This window comes from Halocatena salina (genome assembly GCF_023115355.1).
Classification (GTDB): Archaea; Halobacteriota; Halobacteria; order Halobacteriales; family Haloarculaceae; genus Halocatena; species Halocatena salina.
Genome location: NZ_CP096019.1, coordinates 2,124,947 through 2,144,082, shown reverse-complemented (window position 1 = coordinate 2,144,082; position 19,136 = coordinate 2,124,947). Strand labels below are relative to the sequence as shown.

At 57.9% G+C, this 19,136-nt stretch carries 20 protein-coding genes and 1 tRNA gene; 7 read left to right on the top strand and 14 right to left on the bottom strand.

What is annotated here, in order from left to right:
* Positions 1–51 precede the first annotated feature (51 nt).
* Entirely contained in the window at positions 52–789 is a 738-nt protein-coding gene (locus tag MW046_RS10970) for a DUF6517 family protein (RefSeq protein ID WP_247993144.1), read from the top strand.
* Here the strand turns inward: MW046_RS10970 and MW046_RS10965 are convergent, their stop codons facing one another.
* From MW046_RS10965 to MW046_RS10935, 7 genes are all read right to left on the bottom strand, one after another.
* A complete protein-coding gene (locus MW046_RS10965; RefSeq protein WP_247993143.1) occupies positions 790–2,025 on the bottom strand; it encodes a tripartite tricarboxylate transporter permease in 1,236 nt (411 codons plus the stop codon).
* An 83-nt stretch (positions 2,026–2,108) separates the two neighbouring features.
* Positions 2,109–2,444, bottom strand: coding sequence for a 50S ribosomal protein P1 (gene rpl12p, locus MW046_RS10960; RefSeq protein WP_247993142.1), 336 nt, complete (start codon positions 2,442–2,444; stop codon positions 2,109–2,111).
* A gap of 41 nt (positions 2,445–2,485) precedes the next feature.
* The gene (locus tag MW046_RS10955; protein ID WP_247993141.1) at positions 2,486–3,532 is read right to left on the bottom strand and encodes a 50S ribosomal protein L10; all 1,047 of its coding nucleotides are present in this window, start codon (positions 3,530–3,532) and stop codon (positions 2,486–2,488) included.
* A gap of 1 nt (position 3,533) precedes the next feature.
* Positions 3,534–4,172: a 50S ribosomal protein L1 gene (locus MW046_RS10950; protein WP_247993140.1), complete on the bottom strand. Its 639-nt coding sequence runs from the start codon at positions 4,170–4,172 to the stop codon at positions 3,534–3,536.
* A gap of 151 nt (positions 4,173–4,323) precedes the next feature.
* Entirely contained in the window at positions 4,324–4,809 is a 486-nt protein-coding gene (locus MW046_RS10945) for a 50S ribosomal protein L11 (protein WP_247993139.1), read from the bottom strand.
* A gap of 172 nt (positions 4,810–4,981) precedes the next feature.
* Positions 4,982–5,182 (bottom strand): VNG_1110C family protein, encoded by a 201-nt coding sequence (locus tag MW046_RS10940; RefSeq protein ID WP_247993138.1) that lies wholly within the window; start codon positions 5,180–5,182, stop codon positions 4,982–4,984.
* Between the two features lie 267 nt (positions 5,183–5,449).
* Entirely contained in the window at positions 5,450–6,724 is a 1,275-nt protein-coding gene (locus tag MW046_RS10935; protein WP_247993137.1) for a dicarboxylate/amino acid:cation symporter, read from the bottom strand.
* A gap of 197 nt (positions 6,725–6,921) precedes the next feature.
* Here MW046_RS10935 and MW046_RS10930 point away from each other — a divergent pair, with 197 nt between their 5' ends.
* Positions 6,922–8,031, top strand: coding sequence for an OBG GTPase family GTP-binding protein (locus MW046_RS10930; protein ID WP_247993136.1), 1,110 nt, complete (start codon positions 6,922–6,924; stop codon positions 8,029–8,031).
* Entirely contained in the window at positions 8,028–8,453 is a 426-nt protein-coding gene (locus MW046_RS10925) for a TIGR04206 family protein (RefSeq protein ID WP_247993135.1), read from the top strand. The genes MW046_RS10930 and MW046_RS10925 overlap by 4 nt, the downstream gene beginning before the upstream one ends.
* 11 nt (positions 8,454–8,464) lie before the next feature.
* Here the strand turns inward: MW046_RS10925 and MW046_RS10920 are convergent, their stop codons facing one another.
* Together MW046_RS10920 and MW046_RS10915 are read right to left on the bottom strand one after the other, a co-directional pair.
* Positions 8,465–9,373, bottom strand: coding sequence for a MinD/ParA family ATP-binding protein (locus MW046_RS10920; protein ID WP_247993134.1), 909 nt, complete (start codon positions 9,371–9,373; stop codon positions 8,465–8,467).
* 128 nt (positions 9,374–9,501) lie between these two features.
* Entirely contained in the window at positions 9,502–10,938 is a 1,437-nt protein-coding gene (locus tag MW046_RS10915) for an NCS2 family permease (protein WP_247994770.1), read from the bottom strand.
* Between the two features lie 261 nt (positions 10,939–11,199).
* Here MW046_RS10915 and MW046_RS10910 point away from each other — a divergent pair, with 261 nt between their 5' ends.
* On the top strand, positions 11,200–11,952 hold the full coding sequence (locus MW046_RS10910; protein ID WP_247993133.1) for a VOC family protein: 753 nt from the start codon (positions 11,200–11,202) through the stop codon (positions 11,950–11,952).
* Here the strand turns inward: MW046_RS10910 and MW046_RS10905 are convergent.
* On the bottom strand, positions 11,949–13,172 hold the full coding sequence (locus MW046_RS10905; protein WP_247993132.1) for an HAD family hydrolase: 1,224 nt from the start codon (positions 13,170–13,172) through the stop codon (positions 11,949–11,951). The genes MW046_RS10910 and MW046_RS10905 overlap by 4 nt on opposite strands.
* Positions 13,173–13,236: 64 nt before the next feature.
* Entirely contained in the window at positions 13,237–14,286 is a 1,050-nt protein-coding gene (gene trmB, locus MW046_RS10900) for an HTH-type sugar sensing transcriptional regulator TrmB (RefSeq protein WP_247993131.1), read from the bottom strand.
* A gap of 224 nt (positions 14,287–14,510) precedes the next feature.
* On the opposite strand from trmB, the gene MW046_RS10895 reads away from it, so the two are divergent.
* Together MW046_RS10895 and ncsA are read left to right on the top strand one after the other, a co-directional pair.
* Positions 14,511–15,470 (top strand): sugar kinase, encoded by a 960-nt coding sequence (locus MW046_RS10895; protein WP_247993130.1) that lies wholly within the window; start codon positions 14,511–14,513, stop codon positions 15,468–15,470.
* 61 nt (positions 15,471–15,531) lie between these two features.
* Entirely contained in the window at positions 15,532–16,521 is a 990-nt protein-coding gene (ncsA, locus tag MW046_RS10890) for a tRNA 2-thiolation protein NcsA (protein WP_247993129.1), read from the top strand.
* Positions 16,522–16,646: 125 nt separating this feature from the next.
* Here ncsA and ftsZ read toward each other — a convergent pair whose 3' ends face one another.
* The 3 genes from ftsZ to MW046_RS10875 form a co-directional block, all read right to left on the bottom strand.
* Positions 16,647–17,810, bottom strand: a complete 1,164-nt coding sequence (gene ftsZ / locus MW046_RS10885) for a cell division protein FtsZ (RefSeq protein ID WP_247993128.1) — start codon at positions 17,808–17,810, stop codon at positions 16,647–16,649.
* Positions 17,811–17,812: 2 nt separating this feature from the next.
* On the bottom strand, positions 17,813–17,992 hold the full coding sequence (gene cdrS / locus MW046_RS10880) for a transcriptional regulator CdrS (protein ID WP_124954958.1): 180 nt from the start codon (positions 17,990–17,992) through the stop codon (positions 17,813–17,815).
* A 264-nt stretch (positions 17,993–18,256) separates the two neighbouring features.
* Positions 18,257–18,808: a double zinc ribbon domain-containing protein gene (locus MW046_RS10875; protein WP_247993127.1), complete on the bottom strand. Its 552-nt coding sequence runs from the start codon at positions 18,806–18,808 to the stop codon at positions 18,257–18,259.
* Positions 18,809–18,938: 130 nt separating this feature from the next.
* Between MW046_RS10875 and MW046_RS10870 the strand changes: the two genes are divergently transcribed.
* A tRNA-Tyr gene (locus MW046_RS10870) sits at positions 18,939–19,012 on the top strand.
* The last annotated feature ends 124 nt before the right edge of the window (positions 19,013–19,136 follow it).

The window sequence follows — 19,136 nt, the reverse complement described above, 5'->3', positions numbered from 1 at the left end:
GATAGCATCGTTACCATACTCACCATCTGATGAGCTCCGACCACCGTCTCGATGGTCACGCTCGTCGTGACTTCAGGGACTAGTGCTGGGAACAGCGAGCCATCGGAGGCGACCGAAACCCGATTCATGACTATGATACGAGATTCGATTCCGACGTCAAAAACCACGATCACGCTTCTCCTTGTTTGCCTGCTCGCAACGAGCGGCTGTCTCGACGTTCTCACCGGTGAAGAGCCGTATTCGGTCGAGTCGGAGCCAGTCGACGTGAGCGATGACGCGTTGAGTTCGACCGAGTACGAACTCGCTCGCAACGAGTCGCCCACGTTCAACAATTCGGTGAGCGTCGCCGATCAGGAACGATCAGTCGAAGCCACGAGTCACATGCGCGAATACGAACGAAACACCGATCTTGCCGGGACAGAGGTCTCTGTCACCCGGTTCGTAGTGCTTTCGACGCCGAAAGCCGAGATCGGCGGCCAGTCTATGAACCCGATCGGTGACTGGTCAAACAACCAGCTCATCGAGGAGCTGCTCGGAACGTACGAGGGCGTCGATACGCCCGAGTTCGATGGCAACCGCACTGCGTCGGTGCTCGGCGAGGAACGCACGGTTTCGACCTACACGGCGACCGCACAGGTCGTCGAGGAGGTATCGGTACCGGTAACCATCCACGTCGCATCGTTTGCCCATGAAGACGATTACATCACTGTGATCGCCGTTCATCCCGACGATCTCGAAGAGCAACAGCGGATCGATCGGCTGCTTGAGGGACTCGAACATCCGGCGTGACTACAGTCCGAGGATCAGCGGTCCCAACAACACACCCATCAAATGGGCGCGTTGGACGTTGAGCCACACCGGAAACAGTCCAACGACGGTGCTCGCGGCGAACACCCCGATACCCATAAGACCGGCGAATAAATACGAAATGAGACACAACAGTCCGAGTACACCGATCGAAAGCGCCGTGTAGTCGATCGCTCCGACGACCCGGAGATACACGTCGCCAAACAGAATCACGGCAGAAAACCCGATGACAGCCGCGATCACGACTGCGGCGAGCAGGAGGGGAAGGTCGATCGGAACGTTCGCTCGTTCGAGTGCGACTAATACGCCGGTTCTGGGCGTCCCGAGCGAAACGAGAGCGAACAGTGCGAAAATCGTATTGGCAGTGTTAACGCCACTCGTGGCCACGATGAACCCCCGCGCGCCGTATCGACCGGGAACAGAAACCAAGGCGAGTGTTGCGGCGATGGCGCTCGAAACACCGGGAATGTAACCGACGACCGCCCCACACAGCGTTCCGACACCACCGAGACGACCGACGGCCCGATGTGAGAGAGTGACGGTCGCATCCTGTTGTTCGGGGATCCCGTTTCCGTCCATGGCGTCGATCAGTACTGGCGCGCCGAACAATCCCGTGAACAGCGGTGTGAGAACGCTTCCAACCGCTAGTGGCGGATTCGTCGGAAGGTCCAACGCGACCAGACCCAAACCGGCGCTCGCTGCGAACACGAGTGCGCCACCACCGATCCCCCGGCGCGTTCGTTCAGTCCCGAGCAACGCCAGTACGATCACCCCGAGGAGGAGCGACCGATAGGTAGTGATAACGGGGTCTGCGGCCACCATTACCGCCGTGAGCGGAACTGCCAGCGGAACCGCAAGCACCACCGCCAGCCCACTTCCCAGCGCCGACAGACACAGCGCCTCTTCCCCCCGACCCTCCAACACGAGCCGGTGGCCCGGAAGTGCACTCACGGCCATTGCTGGATCCGGAACTCCGAGTGCAAGCGTCGGTGCGATATCGAGAAACGTGTGGACGACGCCCGCGGCCACCATCGCAGCCCCGACGATCGGGGGCGATCCGGGAATCGAGGGCGCAATCGCCGCCAACAGAAACGCCATGTTGTTCGCGTGCAAGCCGGGCACGAGACCGCTTACAATCCCGAACGCACACCCCGCTGCCACGAACGCTAGCAGCGCAGTCGTTCGGTCCGGGGCGACCACTACGGTATCCACCACCATTAGAATCGCTCGGTGCGGTCTCGGACCTAAACGTTCGTCATCACACCATCGTGACAAAAAGGCCGCTGCGTTGTCGATCCGATTCAGCCGAACAGTTGCCCGAGACCCTCACCGCTGGCCTCGTCGTCCTCCTCTTCCTCGGCTTCTTCGGCTGCCTCGTCTTCTTCGGCTTCCTCGGCTTCTTCGGCTTCCTCGGCTTCGGCCTCGGCCCCACCGGCTGCACCTGCACCGCCTGCCGGGACGGCAGCCGCCTGCTCGACTGCCTCCTCGATGTCGACATCCTCGAGCGCGGCGATGAGTGCCTTGACGCGAGATTCCTCGACATCCACGTTCGCGGCGTCGAGTACGTCGGTGACGTTGTCTTCGGTGATCTCTTCGTCCGATTCGTTCAAGATGAGTGCTGCGTAAATGTACTCCATGTTGTGTTTGTTGATAGGTTGGTTAGTCGTGATTCGATCCGCTATCCAAACATCGCGCCGAGTCCTTCGGCACCACCATCGTCGTCGTCATCGGTGTCGTCGGCATCGCTCTCGTCTTCGGCCTCGGCCTCGGCTTCGGCTTCGTCCTGGGACTCCTCGTCGGATTCAGCCGGCTCGGTAGCCGTAGGCGCATCGACGCCACGCAACTCCTCAGGGAGCGCCTCCTCGTCGTCGATGGCTGCGGCAAGCGCACGCATCTGTGCGTCGGCCTTCGAGACGAGATCGTCCGCGATGTCGGGACTTTCGATCGCAGCGAACAGGCCGAGGCTGCGCGCCTCGTTGCTCGCCTTCGAGACCAGCGCGTCCGCGGTTCTGGCCGTCGGGTAGACGGCGTTGACCGAGAGATTGCGTCCGGCAGCGACAGCCGCCTGTACGTCGGCACGGTACTCCTCGACATCGATCGCCAGCTCTTCGGGCTCGAAGAATACGCCCTCCGAATAGACTCCCTGTAGGTCGAGACCGACCTCTTTCGGCTCGATGCCGAGTTCGTTCAACACGTTTGCGAGCTGAGCGCTCACTTCCTCGCCGGCATCGAGAACCGTCGAATCTTCGAGGACCTGAATGGAACCGCTGTCGATGCGAGCGTTGGCACCCACTTGCTGTAACTCGCCTACGAACGGTCCCGGGTCGATACCCGTATCGCCTTCGGGGATCACGATGTCGTTGGGCGCGACCTCGCCCGGATTGATCGGTGCGGGCGTTTTCGACGCCTCGAGTTCTTTGTACAGTCCAAACGGGTTGTCGTTAGTGCCGATGAGACCGACCTGTCCGCTCACGAGATCGGTCAGCTCCTCGAATCCGCCGTCGCTCTCATCGAGCGCTCGGCTGATCAGCGTGTTCCGGCTGACGCGGAGTTCGGCACTGCCGTGGAGATCACGGCGCATCTGCTGGAGTTGCTTGCTCGGAATACCCGCGATGTTCACGACGCCGATGCTTTCATAGCGCTCGATGAGCGCCGCTAGCGCATCGACCTCTTCGCGTTTCCACTCCGGAATGACGTCCGTTTGGTGTTTGGGTTCAGCGGACATTTCAGGCCACCTCCATCGAGGGGCCCATCGTCGTTTTCACGTAGATCGAATCGATGTTGAGTGGGCCTTTCTCCAAGTCCGCCTCCAACCGACGGATGATCACGTCGATGTTGTCAGCGATATCGTCGGGGTCCATCTCTGCGGATCCGACGAGGGTGTGGAACGTGCGCCGCTCGCCGCTACGAAGCTGGACGGTGTTTTTCATCCGATCCACGACTTCGACGACGTCGTCGTCGGGTTGAAGCGGCGTCGGCATCTTCCCTCGTGGACCGAGCACGGTCCCGAGATACCGACCGATATCCTGCATCATGCTCGCCTCCGCGACGAAGAAATCCGTCTCGCTGGCGAGGTCCTTCGCGGCGTCAGTATCGTCACCGAGATCTGACAACTCGTCGTTGTCGAGTACCTCATCGGCAACGTCTTCGGCACGAAGGGCTGTTTCGCCCTCAGCGAACACGACGATACGAGTCTCTTGTCCCGTTCCGCGCGGAAGAACGACACCTTCGTCGACGCGGTTGTTCGGGTCATTAAGATCCAGATCGCGCAGATTAATAGCGAGGTCTACCGATTCGCGGAAATTCCGCGGTGGAGCTTCCTCGATCGCGCGAGAAACTGCGTTCTCTAATTCCTGATTTGCCATTGTTCACCTCCGTAGTCCGCCAGTGGCTGCTACGGCGTGAAACAGGCGCGTAACCTGCCTCACTTCTATCCACTACGATCACGAACTTAAGCACGTCGAAGTGGACATCCACGGCGCAGACGACCGAGACGGAGCGATCGAAGGACTACGGTTACGCGCTAGCCGTCTCGAAGCGGTCGTCGTACTCACCGTCATCGAGGCGTTGTTTGAACGTTCGAGCGTTCTCTCCATCGACGGTGACGCCGAGCGAGACACACGTACCCGCGATCTCCTTGGCCGCGCTTTTGGTGTCGTACGCCAACAGATCCGACTGTTTTTGCTCCGCGATCTGTTTTAACTGTTCGACGGAAATGTCGGCGACGAACTCCGATTGTGGACGACCGCTTCCGGTTTCGAAGTCGAGTTCGTCTTTGATCAGTGCCGCCGTCGGTGGGACACCGACATCGATCTCGAAACTACCATCGTCCTCATAGGAGACAGTAACGGGGACCTCGGTTCCGTCGAACGCCTCAGTCTGGTTGTTGATGTCGCTGACGACTGCTTGTACGTCGACCGGTGTCGGGCCAAGCTCCGGGCCAAGGGGTTGGCCAGGCGTTGCCTGCCCACCGGCGACGAGTACCTCGATCGTTCCAGCCATACCCTGAACCACCGCCTTTGTCGGTTTAAACCTTGCCAAGAAGGATTCTCCAAGACATCGATAATTCGACAGACAGGGTTACAGCGAGTTCATGAACCGAGGAGGACACACGAACCAACATACGAATATCGCGTGTGCTTAACGGACCGGCTTTTCATTTTCATTTTCATTTTCATGCGACCGCCACACCCTGCCGAGTAAGCCAGTCGCTTGCCTCCCGAATCTCTACCGGACTGCCGATGATCCGCGTTTTTGTCTCTTCTTCGACGAACGAAAGCACGAACCGTCGGTTGAGTTCCGAACGGAGACCCGCTAACGTTTCTGTCGGCAGAATGATCTGTGTGCTGTCACGAAAGCTATCTATGTCGATCATCGTTCCGGGCTGTCCTCGTTGCGTGAACGGTTATCCATACGGCGTTCGATCGGTCGTCGATATCGGAGGGTTCAATCACTATTGGAATGTTTCTGGATTCACTAAAGTGAATCTTTCGGATGATAGGCGGCCTAATCTTGACTCCATTCCGACTGTGTATATTCCGGCCGACATTGGGTTATGTAGGACCGATGGTAGGCGTTCACACGATAAAAGCACTTCGAGATAGAACACGACAACACGCCGTATCGTTGGGGTTCGGGCAAGTCAGGAGTCCCACGCACCACTCGACAGATCGATCGCGTCGTTCCACTTCGCCACAAGTGCCGTGACGGCGAGATCGCCGGTAATGTTGTTCATCGTTCGGAGGCGGTCGAGCAGCGGATCGATACCAGCAATCATTGCGACCGCCGAGAGCGGGAGACCGACCTGAGAAAACACCACGGACATCATAACGAGGCTCGCACCGGGGACGCCAGCCGTTCCGACACTAGCTAACAGAGCCGTGAGCAGGATGCTCAGCTGTTGAGCGATCGTCAGATGGACATCGACGATGTTTGCGGTGAAGATGGCCGCGATACCGAGATACATCGCCGTCCCATCCATGTTGATCGTCGCTCCGAGGGGCAGCGAGAAGCTGTAGATACCTTCATTGATCTTTAGATTTTCGTCAGCGTTAGACATCGTCACTGGAAGCGTGCCTGTAGACGAGCGAATGCTGAGCGCGGTGAGCATTGCGTCCTTGCAACCACGGAGGAAGGCAAGCGGCGACTGGCCGAGCAGCAAGGTCACGATGAGCAGCAGATAAACCACTCCGATCTGTATCCCGACCGCCGCTGTGAGCGTCGCCACGAGCATGAGCAGGTCTACGATCGCTCCTGCCCCGGTCTGGCCAAACAGCGCAGCCATCAACGCGAACACGCCGATGACGCCGTACTCCATGACACCCCACACGACCTTGAACATCACTTCCGCACCTGCTTCGATGATGTCGAACAGCATCTCGATCCCGTTGTGGACGTCGGATCCTTCCTCGACCTCTTCACGGACGGCCGTCATACCGATTCCGAACACCAACGAGAAGGTGATCACGCCGAGAATGTTCCCCTCGGCCATCGCGCCGATCGGATTCTCGGGAACGACACCCAACAACACCTCTGTCAGCGGGGGTGCTTCCTCGGGGGAGACGGAACCCTCGGCAAGCTGTAATCCGACGCCGGGATCCAAGAAATTGCTGACGAGCAGTCCAACGGCGATAGCGATCGACGTGGTCAACAGATACACGACGACCACTTGGCTCCCGATCTTTCCGAGGTTCGACGGCGAAAGCTGCCGAGAGGCCATCACGATCGTGAAGACGACGATCGGAACGATGATCATCTTCAACAGTCGAACGAACAAGTCACCGAGCGGTTGTAGCACCGTGGCTCGCTGTCCGACGAGAAGCCCAACGACCGATCCCAACACGAAGGCAGCTGCGATCCGGTAGACGAGCTGTACGGATCGATATCGCTGCCACAGCTGTGAGATAGTAGTTGCCATACACGCCATAATTACAGTATCCGAAATATATAGCTTGCTAAACTATATATTAGTGTAATTATTTGCCAATCGGAGTGTGTGAACACGGACATCGACAGCGATTATCACAGAAACGGCGATTCGAGCGGATGCTGGTGTGCGATCGACGCCAGGGCCAACGAACAGTTTTTTCGCCGTTCATCTCGGATCGGTAGCTGATGGGTCTTGAGGAGGAGATCGAGGAGCTTGAAGCAGAAATAGCCAACACTCCGTACAACAAATCTACCGAGGCCCACATCGGCCGTCTGAAATCTAAGCTCGCACAGAAAAAGGAGACGCTTGAAAACCGTTCGTCTGCCGGTGGCGGTGAAGGATACGCCGTCGAAAAAACCGGAGATGCAACGGTTGCCCTCGTCGGATTTCCGAGTGTGGGGAAATCGACGTTGCTCAACGCACTCACGAACGCGGACAGCGAAACTGGCTCGTACGAATTCACCACGCTCGATGTGAATCCGGGTATGCTCGAATACAGGGGGGCCAACATCCAGTTGCTCGATGTTCCAGGGCTGATCGAGGGGGCAGCTGGCGGTCGGGGTGGTGGCAAAGAGGTGTTGTCTGTCGTTCGGACCGCCGATCTGGTGTTGTACGTGCTGTCGGTGTTCGAGATCGAACAGTACGCTCGTCTCAGCGGGGAGCTGTACGCGAACAAGATCCGTCTCGATCAGCAGCCGCCGAGCATGAGCATCACGAAAAAACACAAAGGCGGTATCAACGTGACCACTAGCGGTGACGTCGGACTCGACGAGTCGACGATCGCGGAGATGCTCCGCGAACACGGCTACGTCAACGCTGACGTAACGTTACGCGAGGAAATCTCCGTGGATCAGCTGATCGACGGGTTGATGGACAATCGGATCTATCTTCCCTCGCTCGTCGCGGTCAACAAGGCTGATCTCATCGATCGCGACTATCTCGACACCGTCAACAAGGAGCTGCGCGAGCACGGACTCGATCCTGAAGAGACCATCTTCATCAGTGCGCAAGAAGAGAAGGGACTTGAGAGCTTGAAAGAGTCCATTTATGAGACGATCGGGCTGATCCGTGTGTATATGGACAAACCCGGGCGTGGCGTCGATTACGAGGAGCCGCTCGTTCTTCGAGCGGGCGACACTGTCGAGGATGCGTGTGAAAAACTCGGCGGTGACTTCCACGACCGATTCCGTTTCGCTCGCGTGTCCGGTCCGAGTGCGAAACACGACGAGCAACAGGTAGGGTTGGACCACGAACTCGAAGACGAGGACGTGTTGCGCCTCATCGTCCGGCGATGAACCCGCGACAGCGGGTGATGGTCGTTGTGGTGCTGGGAGTGCTCCCGTGGACAGTGATCACGGCTCCACAGAGTGTGACGCTCGTGTTCCCGTTCGGGTTGGTCGGGGTGGAGTCCGGACATCTGGTTTTGGTTCACGAGTATCTACGGTTCACAGGCGGACAGGTCGCGCCGTTCCTCCGTGCGTGGCCGATCGGCGTGGTGCTGTATGCGGGGGCGCTCGTGAGCGCCGTCGGGGGCGTATTCGGAATCGAGGACGTCCGGTTGACCACCGGGCTGTTGGTCGTGACAGCTGTGAGCCAACTTCCGCTGCTCGCGGGGGGCACCCGTCGAATGGGGTATCTGGCGCTGCCCGTGGGCGTCGTGCTCATGGTCGTCGTGGCGTGGTGGGTGTACTGGCCGCTCGTGAGTTCACCCAGTTGATCGCTGAATGTTCACTTCACCATTCCCGTAAACCATCCCGGAACGTCGTCCGATGCAGTCTCTTCGGTGTCGTCCAGCGTGTCATCGGTGTCTGGTGACTGATCCGCATCGGTGGACTCCTCCGGTGGGTGGGGAGCACGAGTCCGTCCGGCGGTTCCACCGACTCCGCCAGCGTCGACTTCGGTCTCGGTGAGGACAACCGGCGTGAGAACCATCGCAGGGCAGTTCTGAACGCGATCTGTTGTGTCCGTGCCATCGAGAAGTCGAACGGCTAACTGGCGATACGCCCGCAAAACGTCCCGCGGAAAGGCGTCGAATGGGGGGATCGTCGTCATCTGCGATACGTTCATTCTATTTGTTACCTCTCCATCAGTGAGACCGTTGCAAGTCCGGGAAACGACTGCTCCTTTGATCGTGCCACCGAGTCGGTTTGCAAAGCGGATCGTCTTCCGGGCGTCGACAACGGCGACTTCAGTAGGTGTCGTAACGACGATGGTTTGATCGGCGAGCTTCAACGGAATCGCTGTGTCCCGAGTGAGTCCGGTACCCGTATCGAGGATGAGCGAATCGTAATCCGGAGCCAGAGACTTGACCACGTCTTCGAGCCGGTCCGGATCCGCGTTCCCATAGTCCTCAAGGGACGGGGAGCCGGGATAGATATCGAGACGGCCGGAACCATCATCGTTCACCACGTGCTTGATACACGATTCCGCGATCGATGCCGTATCCGCGAGCACTTCGTGGACGGTTGGTTCGTGGGAGAAACCCAAGAGTCCCTGTAAGTCGGACATCGCAAGATCGGCATCGATAAGTCCGACGACTCGACCGGTCGCTCGAAGTGTTGCACCGAGATTAACTGCAGTCGTCGTCTTTCCGACACCCCCCTTCCCACCAGCAATAGCGTACACGGTTGCAGGCATTGATAGCGATAACCAACTCCAACGTCATGAAAATTAACATGACGTATAAGTAACTTTCCTATCGATATCTGAATGGAGTAAATAGGATTATATAGCGATGGAATCGCTGGAGAGCGCGGTTGGCGTGCTTACACGACCGTTTGCAGTACACCACTCGTCCGGACGGCGAAGTAGACGACGAACACGGCGGCGAGCGCCCACTGCCCCGCGTGAACGTCTCTCCATTGGCCTTCTGCCACTTTCATTGCGGGATAGATGATGATCGCCGCTGCGATGCCATAGGCGATCGAGTACGTTAGCGGCATGATGATGATGGACATTCCGGCCGGGACGGAGTGTGATAGTTGATCCCAGTTGATCGCGGTCACGTTCCGAAGCAACATCAGCGCGACCACCACCAGCGCGATGTGGGAGGCGTACAGCGGTATTGCCGCCGCCAAGGGGACGATCGCTAGCGAGACCAACAACAGCACACCGACGACGAGTGCCGTGAGTCCCGTTCGACCGCCTTCCTGAACGCCCGTCGCGGACTCGATGTACGTCGTCACCGTCGAGGAACCGAGCATACCTCCGACCGTCGTTCCGACCGCGTCGGCCATCAACGGCTTGTCGATATCCGGCAGGTTCCCGTCCTCATCAAGGAAGCCGGCCATCTGTGAGACGCCGGTGATCGTCCCAGCCGTGTCGAAAAAATCCACGAAGAAGAACGTGAACACGATCAACGAGAACGCGAAGGCATCCACGTTCCCGAACCCATCGACGAACGCGCCCAAAAGCGGCGTGATATCGTACGTCGGGTTGGGGATTTTTGGCGTGAGGGTACCCGATCCGACGAGTCCAACCATTTCAGCGCCATAGCCCGCGAAGGTCGTCGTGAGGATCCCGATGATGATGGCTCCTTTGACTCGTCTCACATGCAACATAAGAGTGAAGACTAGTCCAAGTACCGACAGGAGTGCGATCGGATCGGACGCGATGTTACCGAGAGTGACGAGGGTTGCGGAATCGTCAACCACCACGTGCATCTCCTGCAACCCAATGACCGCCAAAAAGAGACCGATACCTGTCCCGACGGAGAACTTTACCGGAGTAGGGAACAATCGAACGATGTACTTTCGAGCACCGACGAGCGTTAACAGGATGAACAGAACGCCCTCCGTCACGACGGCAGCCAACGCTGTTTCCCAAGGGACACCCATGGCACCGACCACCGTGTAGGCGAAAAAGGCGTTGAGTCCCAATCCAGGGGCTTGGGCGAACGGTCTGTTCGCATAGAACGCCATCACGAGGATGGCTATCGCGGCCACGAGAATCGTGACTACAGCTAGCATCTGGCGGACCTCGCCCGGTGTGTAGCCGTTGAGGACGATGCCGGGCTTCTCGCCCGACTCTCCCGCTAACACAGCCGGATTCACGACCACGACGTACGACATCGTCAGAAACGTCGTGAGTCCGGCCAAAAGCTCCCGTGTGAGCGTCGTGCCGTGCTTATCGAACCCGAAGTAGCTCGCCAGCCAGCCGGTCTGTTGAGTCCCGTCAGGATCGCTTCCAGCTTGATCGTCCATTGCTGATCTATCAGCCATCAGTGTCCGGCGATCTCATTCCCATAATGTTATGTTTTATGGATTATAGTCGGTAAAATCACTGTCATCGGTCCGTCCTACAGAGACGGTAATTCCCATCGGAACGACTCGAACAGTCCTGATCCGATGTCGACCAATCGATGGGCTGGCAGAACGCTCCGTCATCGGTTCCCGTTCGAGAGCGTATGAAGTCAGCTTCAGACTTTACAACGCTTTTTATTCTTGCCGCCAATACCTGCTGGTATGACCGGCGTACTCGATCACGTGATGATGCGCGTCGAAGATCTAGACACCTCCCTCGATTGGTACAACACTCATCTCGGATACGAGGAAACGGGCCGGTGGGAGGCCGATACGTTCACCAACGTGTATCTCGCGCCGCCCGACCGCCACGAGGAGGAGGCGAAGCTAGAACTCACGTACAACCACGACGACCGAACGTATGAGATGGGGGATGCGTGGGGCCACATTGCGGTGCGCGTCGACGACGTGTACGACGCCTACGAGCAGTTGATGGACGAAGGCGTCGAAGACTATCGAGATCCCGACTCCTGTGGCGGGCAGTACGCGTTCGTGAAAGATCCCGACGGCCACGAGATCGAGATCGTCGAGCGCGAGCAGGGCGCTCGCTGGGGATTGGATCACACGATGGTGCGCGTCGAGGACGCTGACGCCGCGATCGGGTGGTATTCACGAAAGCTCGATTACGATCTGGTTCGTCGCTCGGAGAACGAGGATTTCGCGCTGTATTTCATGAAGCCAGACGCTGCCGAACAAGCGATGTCGGTGGAACTCACGTACAACTACGACGGGAGCAGCTACGAGTTGGGCGATGCGTGGGGCCATCTTGCCGTCCGCGCGGACGATCTTCAGGACGATTGGAAGACACTCATGGAACGCCACGCCGAGAACTACCGCGATCCCGAAAGCTGTGACAACCGGTACGCGTTCACGAAAACGAACGACAGCCACGAGATCGAGATCTTAGAACCTTAATCGATCCCTGCGATCCGGTTGAGAGCGTAGACGATCCGCAACATGGAGGCGCTGTCGTTGCGCTCGAACACGAGTTCGTCCGTGCTAAGAACATGCTCGGAGACGACGCGAGAGGCGTGGTCCGGCGCGGCAGCGATCCCACAGTCGTTGGCTTCGACCCACTCCATGACGCGGAGATCGCTTTTCGAATCCCCCATCACGAGCGCGAACGGATCATCGAGACCGAGCACGTCGAACGCCGTTCGAACACCAGCCGGTTTGTCTAACTCTAGGCTCCCCATTTCGGCGGCGTCACCCTTGTAATAGGCGATGTCGATCCGCTCGAAGATCGATTCGGCCGTTTCGGGGAGGGTCGAGGGATCGACCTCAGGAACACCGCCATGGCGTTCGAGCACTCCCCGGATTTCGGGATCACGGGCCGCGTAGTACGCACGTGTCATCTTCTCGTCGACGCTGTCGACGGTCTCAGCGAGCAGATCGAGGAGGTGACACAACGCATCGTCGATCACCGACACCGCTCGGTCGCTCCCCGTCTGAAAATTCGGCTTGAGCGTGATGTTGAACTCGTTGCCTTGGAGGTGACAGCCGCGCTTGATCGGCTCGGGCGCGTCCGAAAGCGCTCCCGATCGCACGCCGTCGAACACGGCTCTGATCTCTTCGTCCAATCCCTCATACAGCAGCGTCTTCGTGTCTTCCCCGTACCCGGGAGTGAACACACCGTTACCCGCCTCGTAAACAACGCTCAATCGCCCGGAATGGACGGTCTCATTGCCCAATCCCTGGGTGATGAACCCCTTAACGTTCTCTAGGGTCTGACCGGTACAGATGACGACCGGAATCCCCTCCTCTTGAAGTTGGGTGAGCAGATACAGCGTTTCGCGGGGGATCTCGTTGTCAGTACGACCCGCCGACCGGAGCGTCTCGTCAACGTCCAACACCAGGACGTTCACTGCCTGGCCGTACTTGGTGTTGAGATCCAACGCCGTAAACGCCTCATCCCGCGAGGCATGGGCAGCGATGTCGGCGAACGTCTCGCCGGCTGGAAACGCTCGGCGGATTGCCCTGCGATTTTGGTCGAGTTCGTCGCTGATTTCCTGCCAGAGTTCCAACGCGACACGCGATCCGAGCGCTGGAAAGAGATCCACGAGCGTCTGGTACTCTCGAAGCGTTGCGGTGTCGAACTCGTCGTACAGCCGGTAGAGGCTGTTGTAGCGATTCATGGTGGATTCCTCGGCTGGCGCACGTAAATCATCGTGGGCCTCGGTGTACCCTGCGGAGACGGTTTTATCGCGTGATCGGTTTGGTGTCGATGTGAATCTCGTGGGCTTCGATGTCTTCGAGCGCGGCGACTCGCCCACCCACCGTAACCGAACCGTCGTCGGCGTCGAGTGTGAGTGTAGCGACCTCACCGGTTGGTTCGACGGCAACGTCGGCGATGGTACCGTGTACGGTCCGACTGTCGCCGGTTTTGACGTCTCGACCCTCGACGTGGGCGTAAAACTCCCGGTCGAGATCGCTGAGATCCTTCAGACAGCGGCGAATGGACGCGTATCGACGGGGAAACGGTCGTTCGTGACCGTCCTCAGTGAGGGGTGTGGCCGTCGTCCACAACACCGTGTTGTAAAAGCCAGTGACGAGAAAGCCCAGCGCCGACCGGTTGAAGATGACGCCGTAATGCTCGGTGTCGCTCGTGAGCGCGCTTTGGGTGGCGTACACCGATCGCGTCCCGTCTGCGACGGCCATTACCGGCGTCGTTATCCCCCGTCGCGCCCGTGCACTCGTCGAAACCTGCGTGTAATCGTACTCCTCAGGCGATGGTGCCGAGGCCGCAGGCGTCACGAGCAGTTCGACGGCGACACCCGTCTCACACACCTCCGACAACAGATCTTCATACCGGGACAACAGCTCCGGCGTGAGCGAGAGCACGAGTTCGTACTCCGCGCTTTCGATCACCGTCTCTAAATACCGAAGGATACTCGGGCGGGACTTTACCAGTGATACCGCTTCAGTCTCACGCGACGGCGTGGTGTAGCGGTCGGCCAACCCATCAACCATCTCCTCAAGCGAAGCTTGAATCGTCGGAAAGACTTCGTCGGGATCGAGCGCCACGACCCGCATCGGTCGGGATTCGCGCAGTTCGACCATCCCCCGGTCGCTCAATTTTCGCACCGTATCGTACACCCGAGGCTGAGGGATAGAGGTGTGCTCAGCGATTTCACTCGCCGTCAGTTCACCGTGGTCAAGCACCGCCAGATACGCCTCGATCTCGTATTCCCCGAAATCAAATCGGTCACCGACGCGCTCCATCCGGTGCCGAAGATCGTCCGAATCCATTACCGGCTATTTTCGATCAACGAATAAAATATTTACTGAATGATGAAGTAATTCATCATAATTCGGAAATCAATTGTGTCGGCCCACCGAGCCTATCACACCGTTCGTTGGTAGAAACATTACTCTACTGGTGGATATCGAATCGTTCCGTGGTCAGTGGCCGAACGAAACGAAAGTATTTACTGTTGTATGAGTGGTATCTTCCGAGAACGGACTGACACACGATGGAGACCCAGACAGACGTACTTACGCTCGGGGAGACGATGGTGTTGTTGAATCCACACGAATCCGGCCCGTTGCGCCACACCATGGATTTCAGAAAGCGGATCGGAGGGGCCGAAAGCAACGTGGCGATCGGACTCGCGCGCTTAGAGCATCAGGCGGCATGGGTGAGTCGACTCGGAGCGGACCCCCACGGGCAGTACGTCCGTGATACGATCCGGGGCGCAGGCGTCGACACCCAGTACGTCACGTTCGATTCGAAAGCTCCCACCGGAATCATGTTCAAAGAACGCCGTGAACTGGGCGAAAGCGGTGTCTTCTACTACCGGGATGACTCTGCGGCGAGTCGGATGACGCCGGACGACTTACCGGATGACGCCCTCGCCGACGCGAAATACCTCCATTTGACGGGGATCACACCAGCGTTGAGTGACTCCTGTCAGAAGCTCATCCAAGATGCCATTCACCGAGCCAACCAGCACGATCTGACCGTCTCCTTCGATCCGAACCTCCGATTCAAACTCTGGGATCCAGCGGAAATGCGTGAAACGCTTCTCCCACTAATCGAGGAGTGTGATGTCGTTCTGCCCGGTATCGAAGAGGGTGAGGTGTTGCTCGACACCGAAGACCCAGAAACCATCGCCGAGGAGTTCCGTGCACTGGGAGCAACGGAAGTGATCGTCAAGCTCGGTGCCGATGGGGCGTTCGTCGCGTCGGATTCCGTCGCCCAACGGGTCGGTGCCTACGAAGTCGACCGCGTCGTCGATCCCATCGGTGCTGGCGATGGGTTCGCCGCAGGCTATCTCTCCGGACGGCTCGATGGGTTATCTCCCCATCGTGCGACCGATCGCGCCACCGCGGTTGGCGCGCTTGCGACCACCGTTACCGGTGACATCGAAGGGCTACCGACCCGATCCGAGCTGGCGCAGTTCACGAACGACCGAGCGGACCGACTGCGCTAATATCCAGCGTTCGGAAGGCTAGTCACAACAGCGTTATTTTCCCAAGTCCGTAAGTCCGCGTATGGAGTGCGATAAATGCGGGGAGCCGGCGGTCCTACACGCCGAGTACTCCGGGCTGCATCTCTGTGAGGACCATTTCATTCGCTCGGTCGAAAAGCGCGTCAGACGACGGATTCGAGAGGATGCGCTCGTTAGCTCGGAGGCGACACCCGAGGATCCCGAGACGTGGGTGATCGGTCTCTCCGGCGGGAAAGACAGTGTCGTTCTTACACGCCTACTTTATGAGACGTTCGCCAACGATCCACGGATCGAACTCCTCGCGCTCACGATCCATGAAGGAATCGAGGGATACCGGGACGCGTCGGTCGATGCGTGTATCGAACTGACCGAAAACATGGAGATCCGCCACGAAATCGTCGCCTACGAGGAGGAATTCGATCTCAGGATGGACGAGGTGGCCGAAACGGATCCGGAAAACATGGCTCCCTGTGCGTACTGTGGTGTGTTCCGTCGGGATATCCTCACTCGGTACGCCAAAGAGTACGGGGCGGATAAACTTCTCACGGGTCACAACCTCGACGACGAAGCCCAAACCGCGCTCATGAACGTTCTTGAGGGCGATGTCACACAGATCGCAAAACACTTCGATGCCAGCCTCGGGCCGTTCGAGGAGACCAGCGGCGACGACCGGCAACCACGCACCGAAAACGAGACGTTCGTCCCCCGCGCGAAACCACTCCGAGACGTTCCCGAAAAAGAGATCGCGCTGTTCGCACACCTTGAGGATCTCCCCGTTCACATGGCCGAATGTCCCCACGCGAGCGAGGCGTATCGCGGCGAGATACAACAGCTCTTGCTCGAACTCGAAGAGAACCATCCGGGCACGCGCCACTCCATTATGGCTGGCTACGAAGACCTCGCCGAGATCGCTGCTGAACAGTATCGGCAGGACTCCTTACCCGACACCACCGACTGCGAACGGTGTGGCGCGGCGACGACTAACCGCCTCTGCCGAAAATGCCAACTCGTCGAATCGATCCACGCAGCCTGAAATCACACCGGTGGGACGAAGCGATTCATAACATACCATGATACTTGGATAGGTATAGTATATATCTAGCATATAATGAAAATTAATGTCGCAAACGGTGGCCTCACCGACCATTACTCCATCATTTATCTAATAACGTCGAGACCGTTGTTAGTTTCAACAGAATCCTGTCCGCCATCGGACTGGGCACTACCGTAGTTAGCTTCCGACTCGGTGTCTACCCGATCAAGTGCTGCACGGCGAGAAGCGTCTGCCTGCTTTTGAGTCGTCGGGCCGAGAATTTGTGCGCTCTGTACGCCCGTCATGATCGCCATTACGCGAACTTTGCCCTTGTACTCCTGTTGGATTCGTGCGCCCCAAATGACGTTTGCATCGGCCTCGAGTCGCTCGGTGATCCGTTGGGCAATCCCTTCGGCCTCTTTGAGCGTGAGATCGGGACCGCCAGTGATGTGGACCAATCCTCCCGTCGCTCCCCGGTAATCGACATCGAGAAGAGGATGGCTCATCGCGTCTCGAACGACCTCTTCGGTTTTGTTCTTGTCTTGTGTTTCTCCAACGAGCATGACCGCAACGCCCCCTTGTCCCATGATGGCGGTCATGTCCGCGTAATCGAGGTTGATGAGCGACGGTTGGGTGATCGTCTCTGAGATCCCCTTGACCGTCTCGGCGATGATCTGATCCATTACGGAAAATGCCTTGCCGATCGGAAGGTTCGGAACGTAATCGAGCAATCGATTGTTGTCTAAAACGATGATCGAATCCGCCTCGTTGCGGAGTTGTTCGAGTCCTTCTTCGGCTTTCACGGTTCGCGCCCGCTCGACGTTGAACGGGGTCGAAACCATGCCGACGACGATCGCTCCAAGTTCTTTTGCGATTTTTGAAATGACGGGTGCAGCACCCGTTCCCGTTCCGCCGCCCATGCCAGCCGTAACGAACACGAGATCGGCACCCGAAAGCACGTCTTTGATCGTTCCCCGTGCCATCTCGGTCGCCCGCTCTCCCATTGAGGGATCACCGCCAGCACCGAGACCTTGGGTCAGCGTCTTCCCGACGAGTACTTTCGTGTCGGCTTCGATCATCTGGAGATGTTGTTTGTCCGTGTTGATCGCAACCGTGTCAGCGCCGTCAACGCCGATGTTGTAAAGCCGGTTGACGGTGTTGTTGCCAGCACCGCCAGCACCGACGACCACAATACGAGGATCGCCAAACTCGTCGATGTTGTCCGCGTTAGCTGCTTTGCGTTGTTCGTCTTCGGCGTGTTCGAGCGCGTCGTTGACGAGTTCTTGCATCGTCAGACACGCGCCCACTGACGCTTGCTCTCCCGTCGCTGACGCTCTGTGTTCTCTTCGTTAATCATGTCTCGAACAGCCGATCGAATCGCCTCGCTCCGATTGGGAAATTCTCCCGTCTCGACCAGTTGTTCGACTGCTTCGATCTGTTGTTTTGGAATCCGTAGTGTCACACGCTCCATGGTTTTCCCCTTTTTCCGGTAAGACGAGTATGGGCGATAGTCCGCCTTGCGTCTTACACGGCGAAACCGCCCGAATGCGGCCGTATCATCACGCATGCGCAGCCGTGTAAGACGGTCGTCTTACGCAGGTGTGTTCATACTCGCCGGTGTAATAAATCTTTGCCCCATGTATGACATCAATGGATACAATATCATAGATGGACCTTTCGGGGCGTGTCGCGGGGATTTATAGCGTATACAGGCGTTCATAACGAGCATCACAAACTACGATCGTTCGAGATCAGTCTCAGATGGGGTACGACGGCCGCAAACGGGGCAAAACGACCATTTCGTGTCAATATCAGCTCCGCACTCACAGACATCGTCTTGAGTGGATTTTTCTCCGCAATTCGGACAGTACACGTGTGATTCGGGGTGTGTCTCGCCACAATGAGAGCACTGAGTTCGTTCTGTCGCTGTATCCGTCGACGTTGAGGTGTGCGTCTTACACCGCTCAGAATCCGCAGGGGATTCGTCGGTGACAGCTGTCTGTGGCTCCCCCTCGACAGAGATGTTCACGTTGATATCTTTGGGTTCGGACCGTGTAAACGTCCCATCCTCTCGTTCGCTGATGAGTTCGTCCACACGCTCTCGGATCACGTGATCCACCCAGCGTTCGTCCTCAAATTCTACTGGGAGGTCCGACGGTTCGGAGTCGCTCATATGCGTGTTGAGATAGGTACGAAGCGCTTCGCGCATGATCGCGCTTTTGGAGGCTTCGAACTCCTCCAACTGCGCGATCAGTTCGTCGTCAGCGCGAAACGTGATCTTGCTCATCGGAGAAGAGTTGATTGCCGATCCATATCAACGTTCGTGCAGCGTCAGACAGCTGTCGGGGACACGGGATACGGACGAGATCATTCTGAACAGAAAGCGTTAAATGATGAATGCACATACGAAAGAGTGACCGCTCTTAGCTCAGTCTGGCAGAGCAGTCGACTGTAGATCGACTTGTCCCCCGTTCAAATCGGGGAGAGCGGATTTCTTTGTTTCCGAATCCGTGAGCGGAGCGAGCGTGATGAGGGGTCAAATCGTCTCGATCCGATTTGAGCCAGTCAGTCGCAGCGCGAACGGAGGGAGTGACCGTCTGACGCGGTTCAAATCG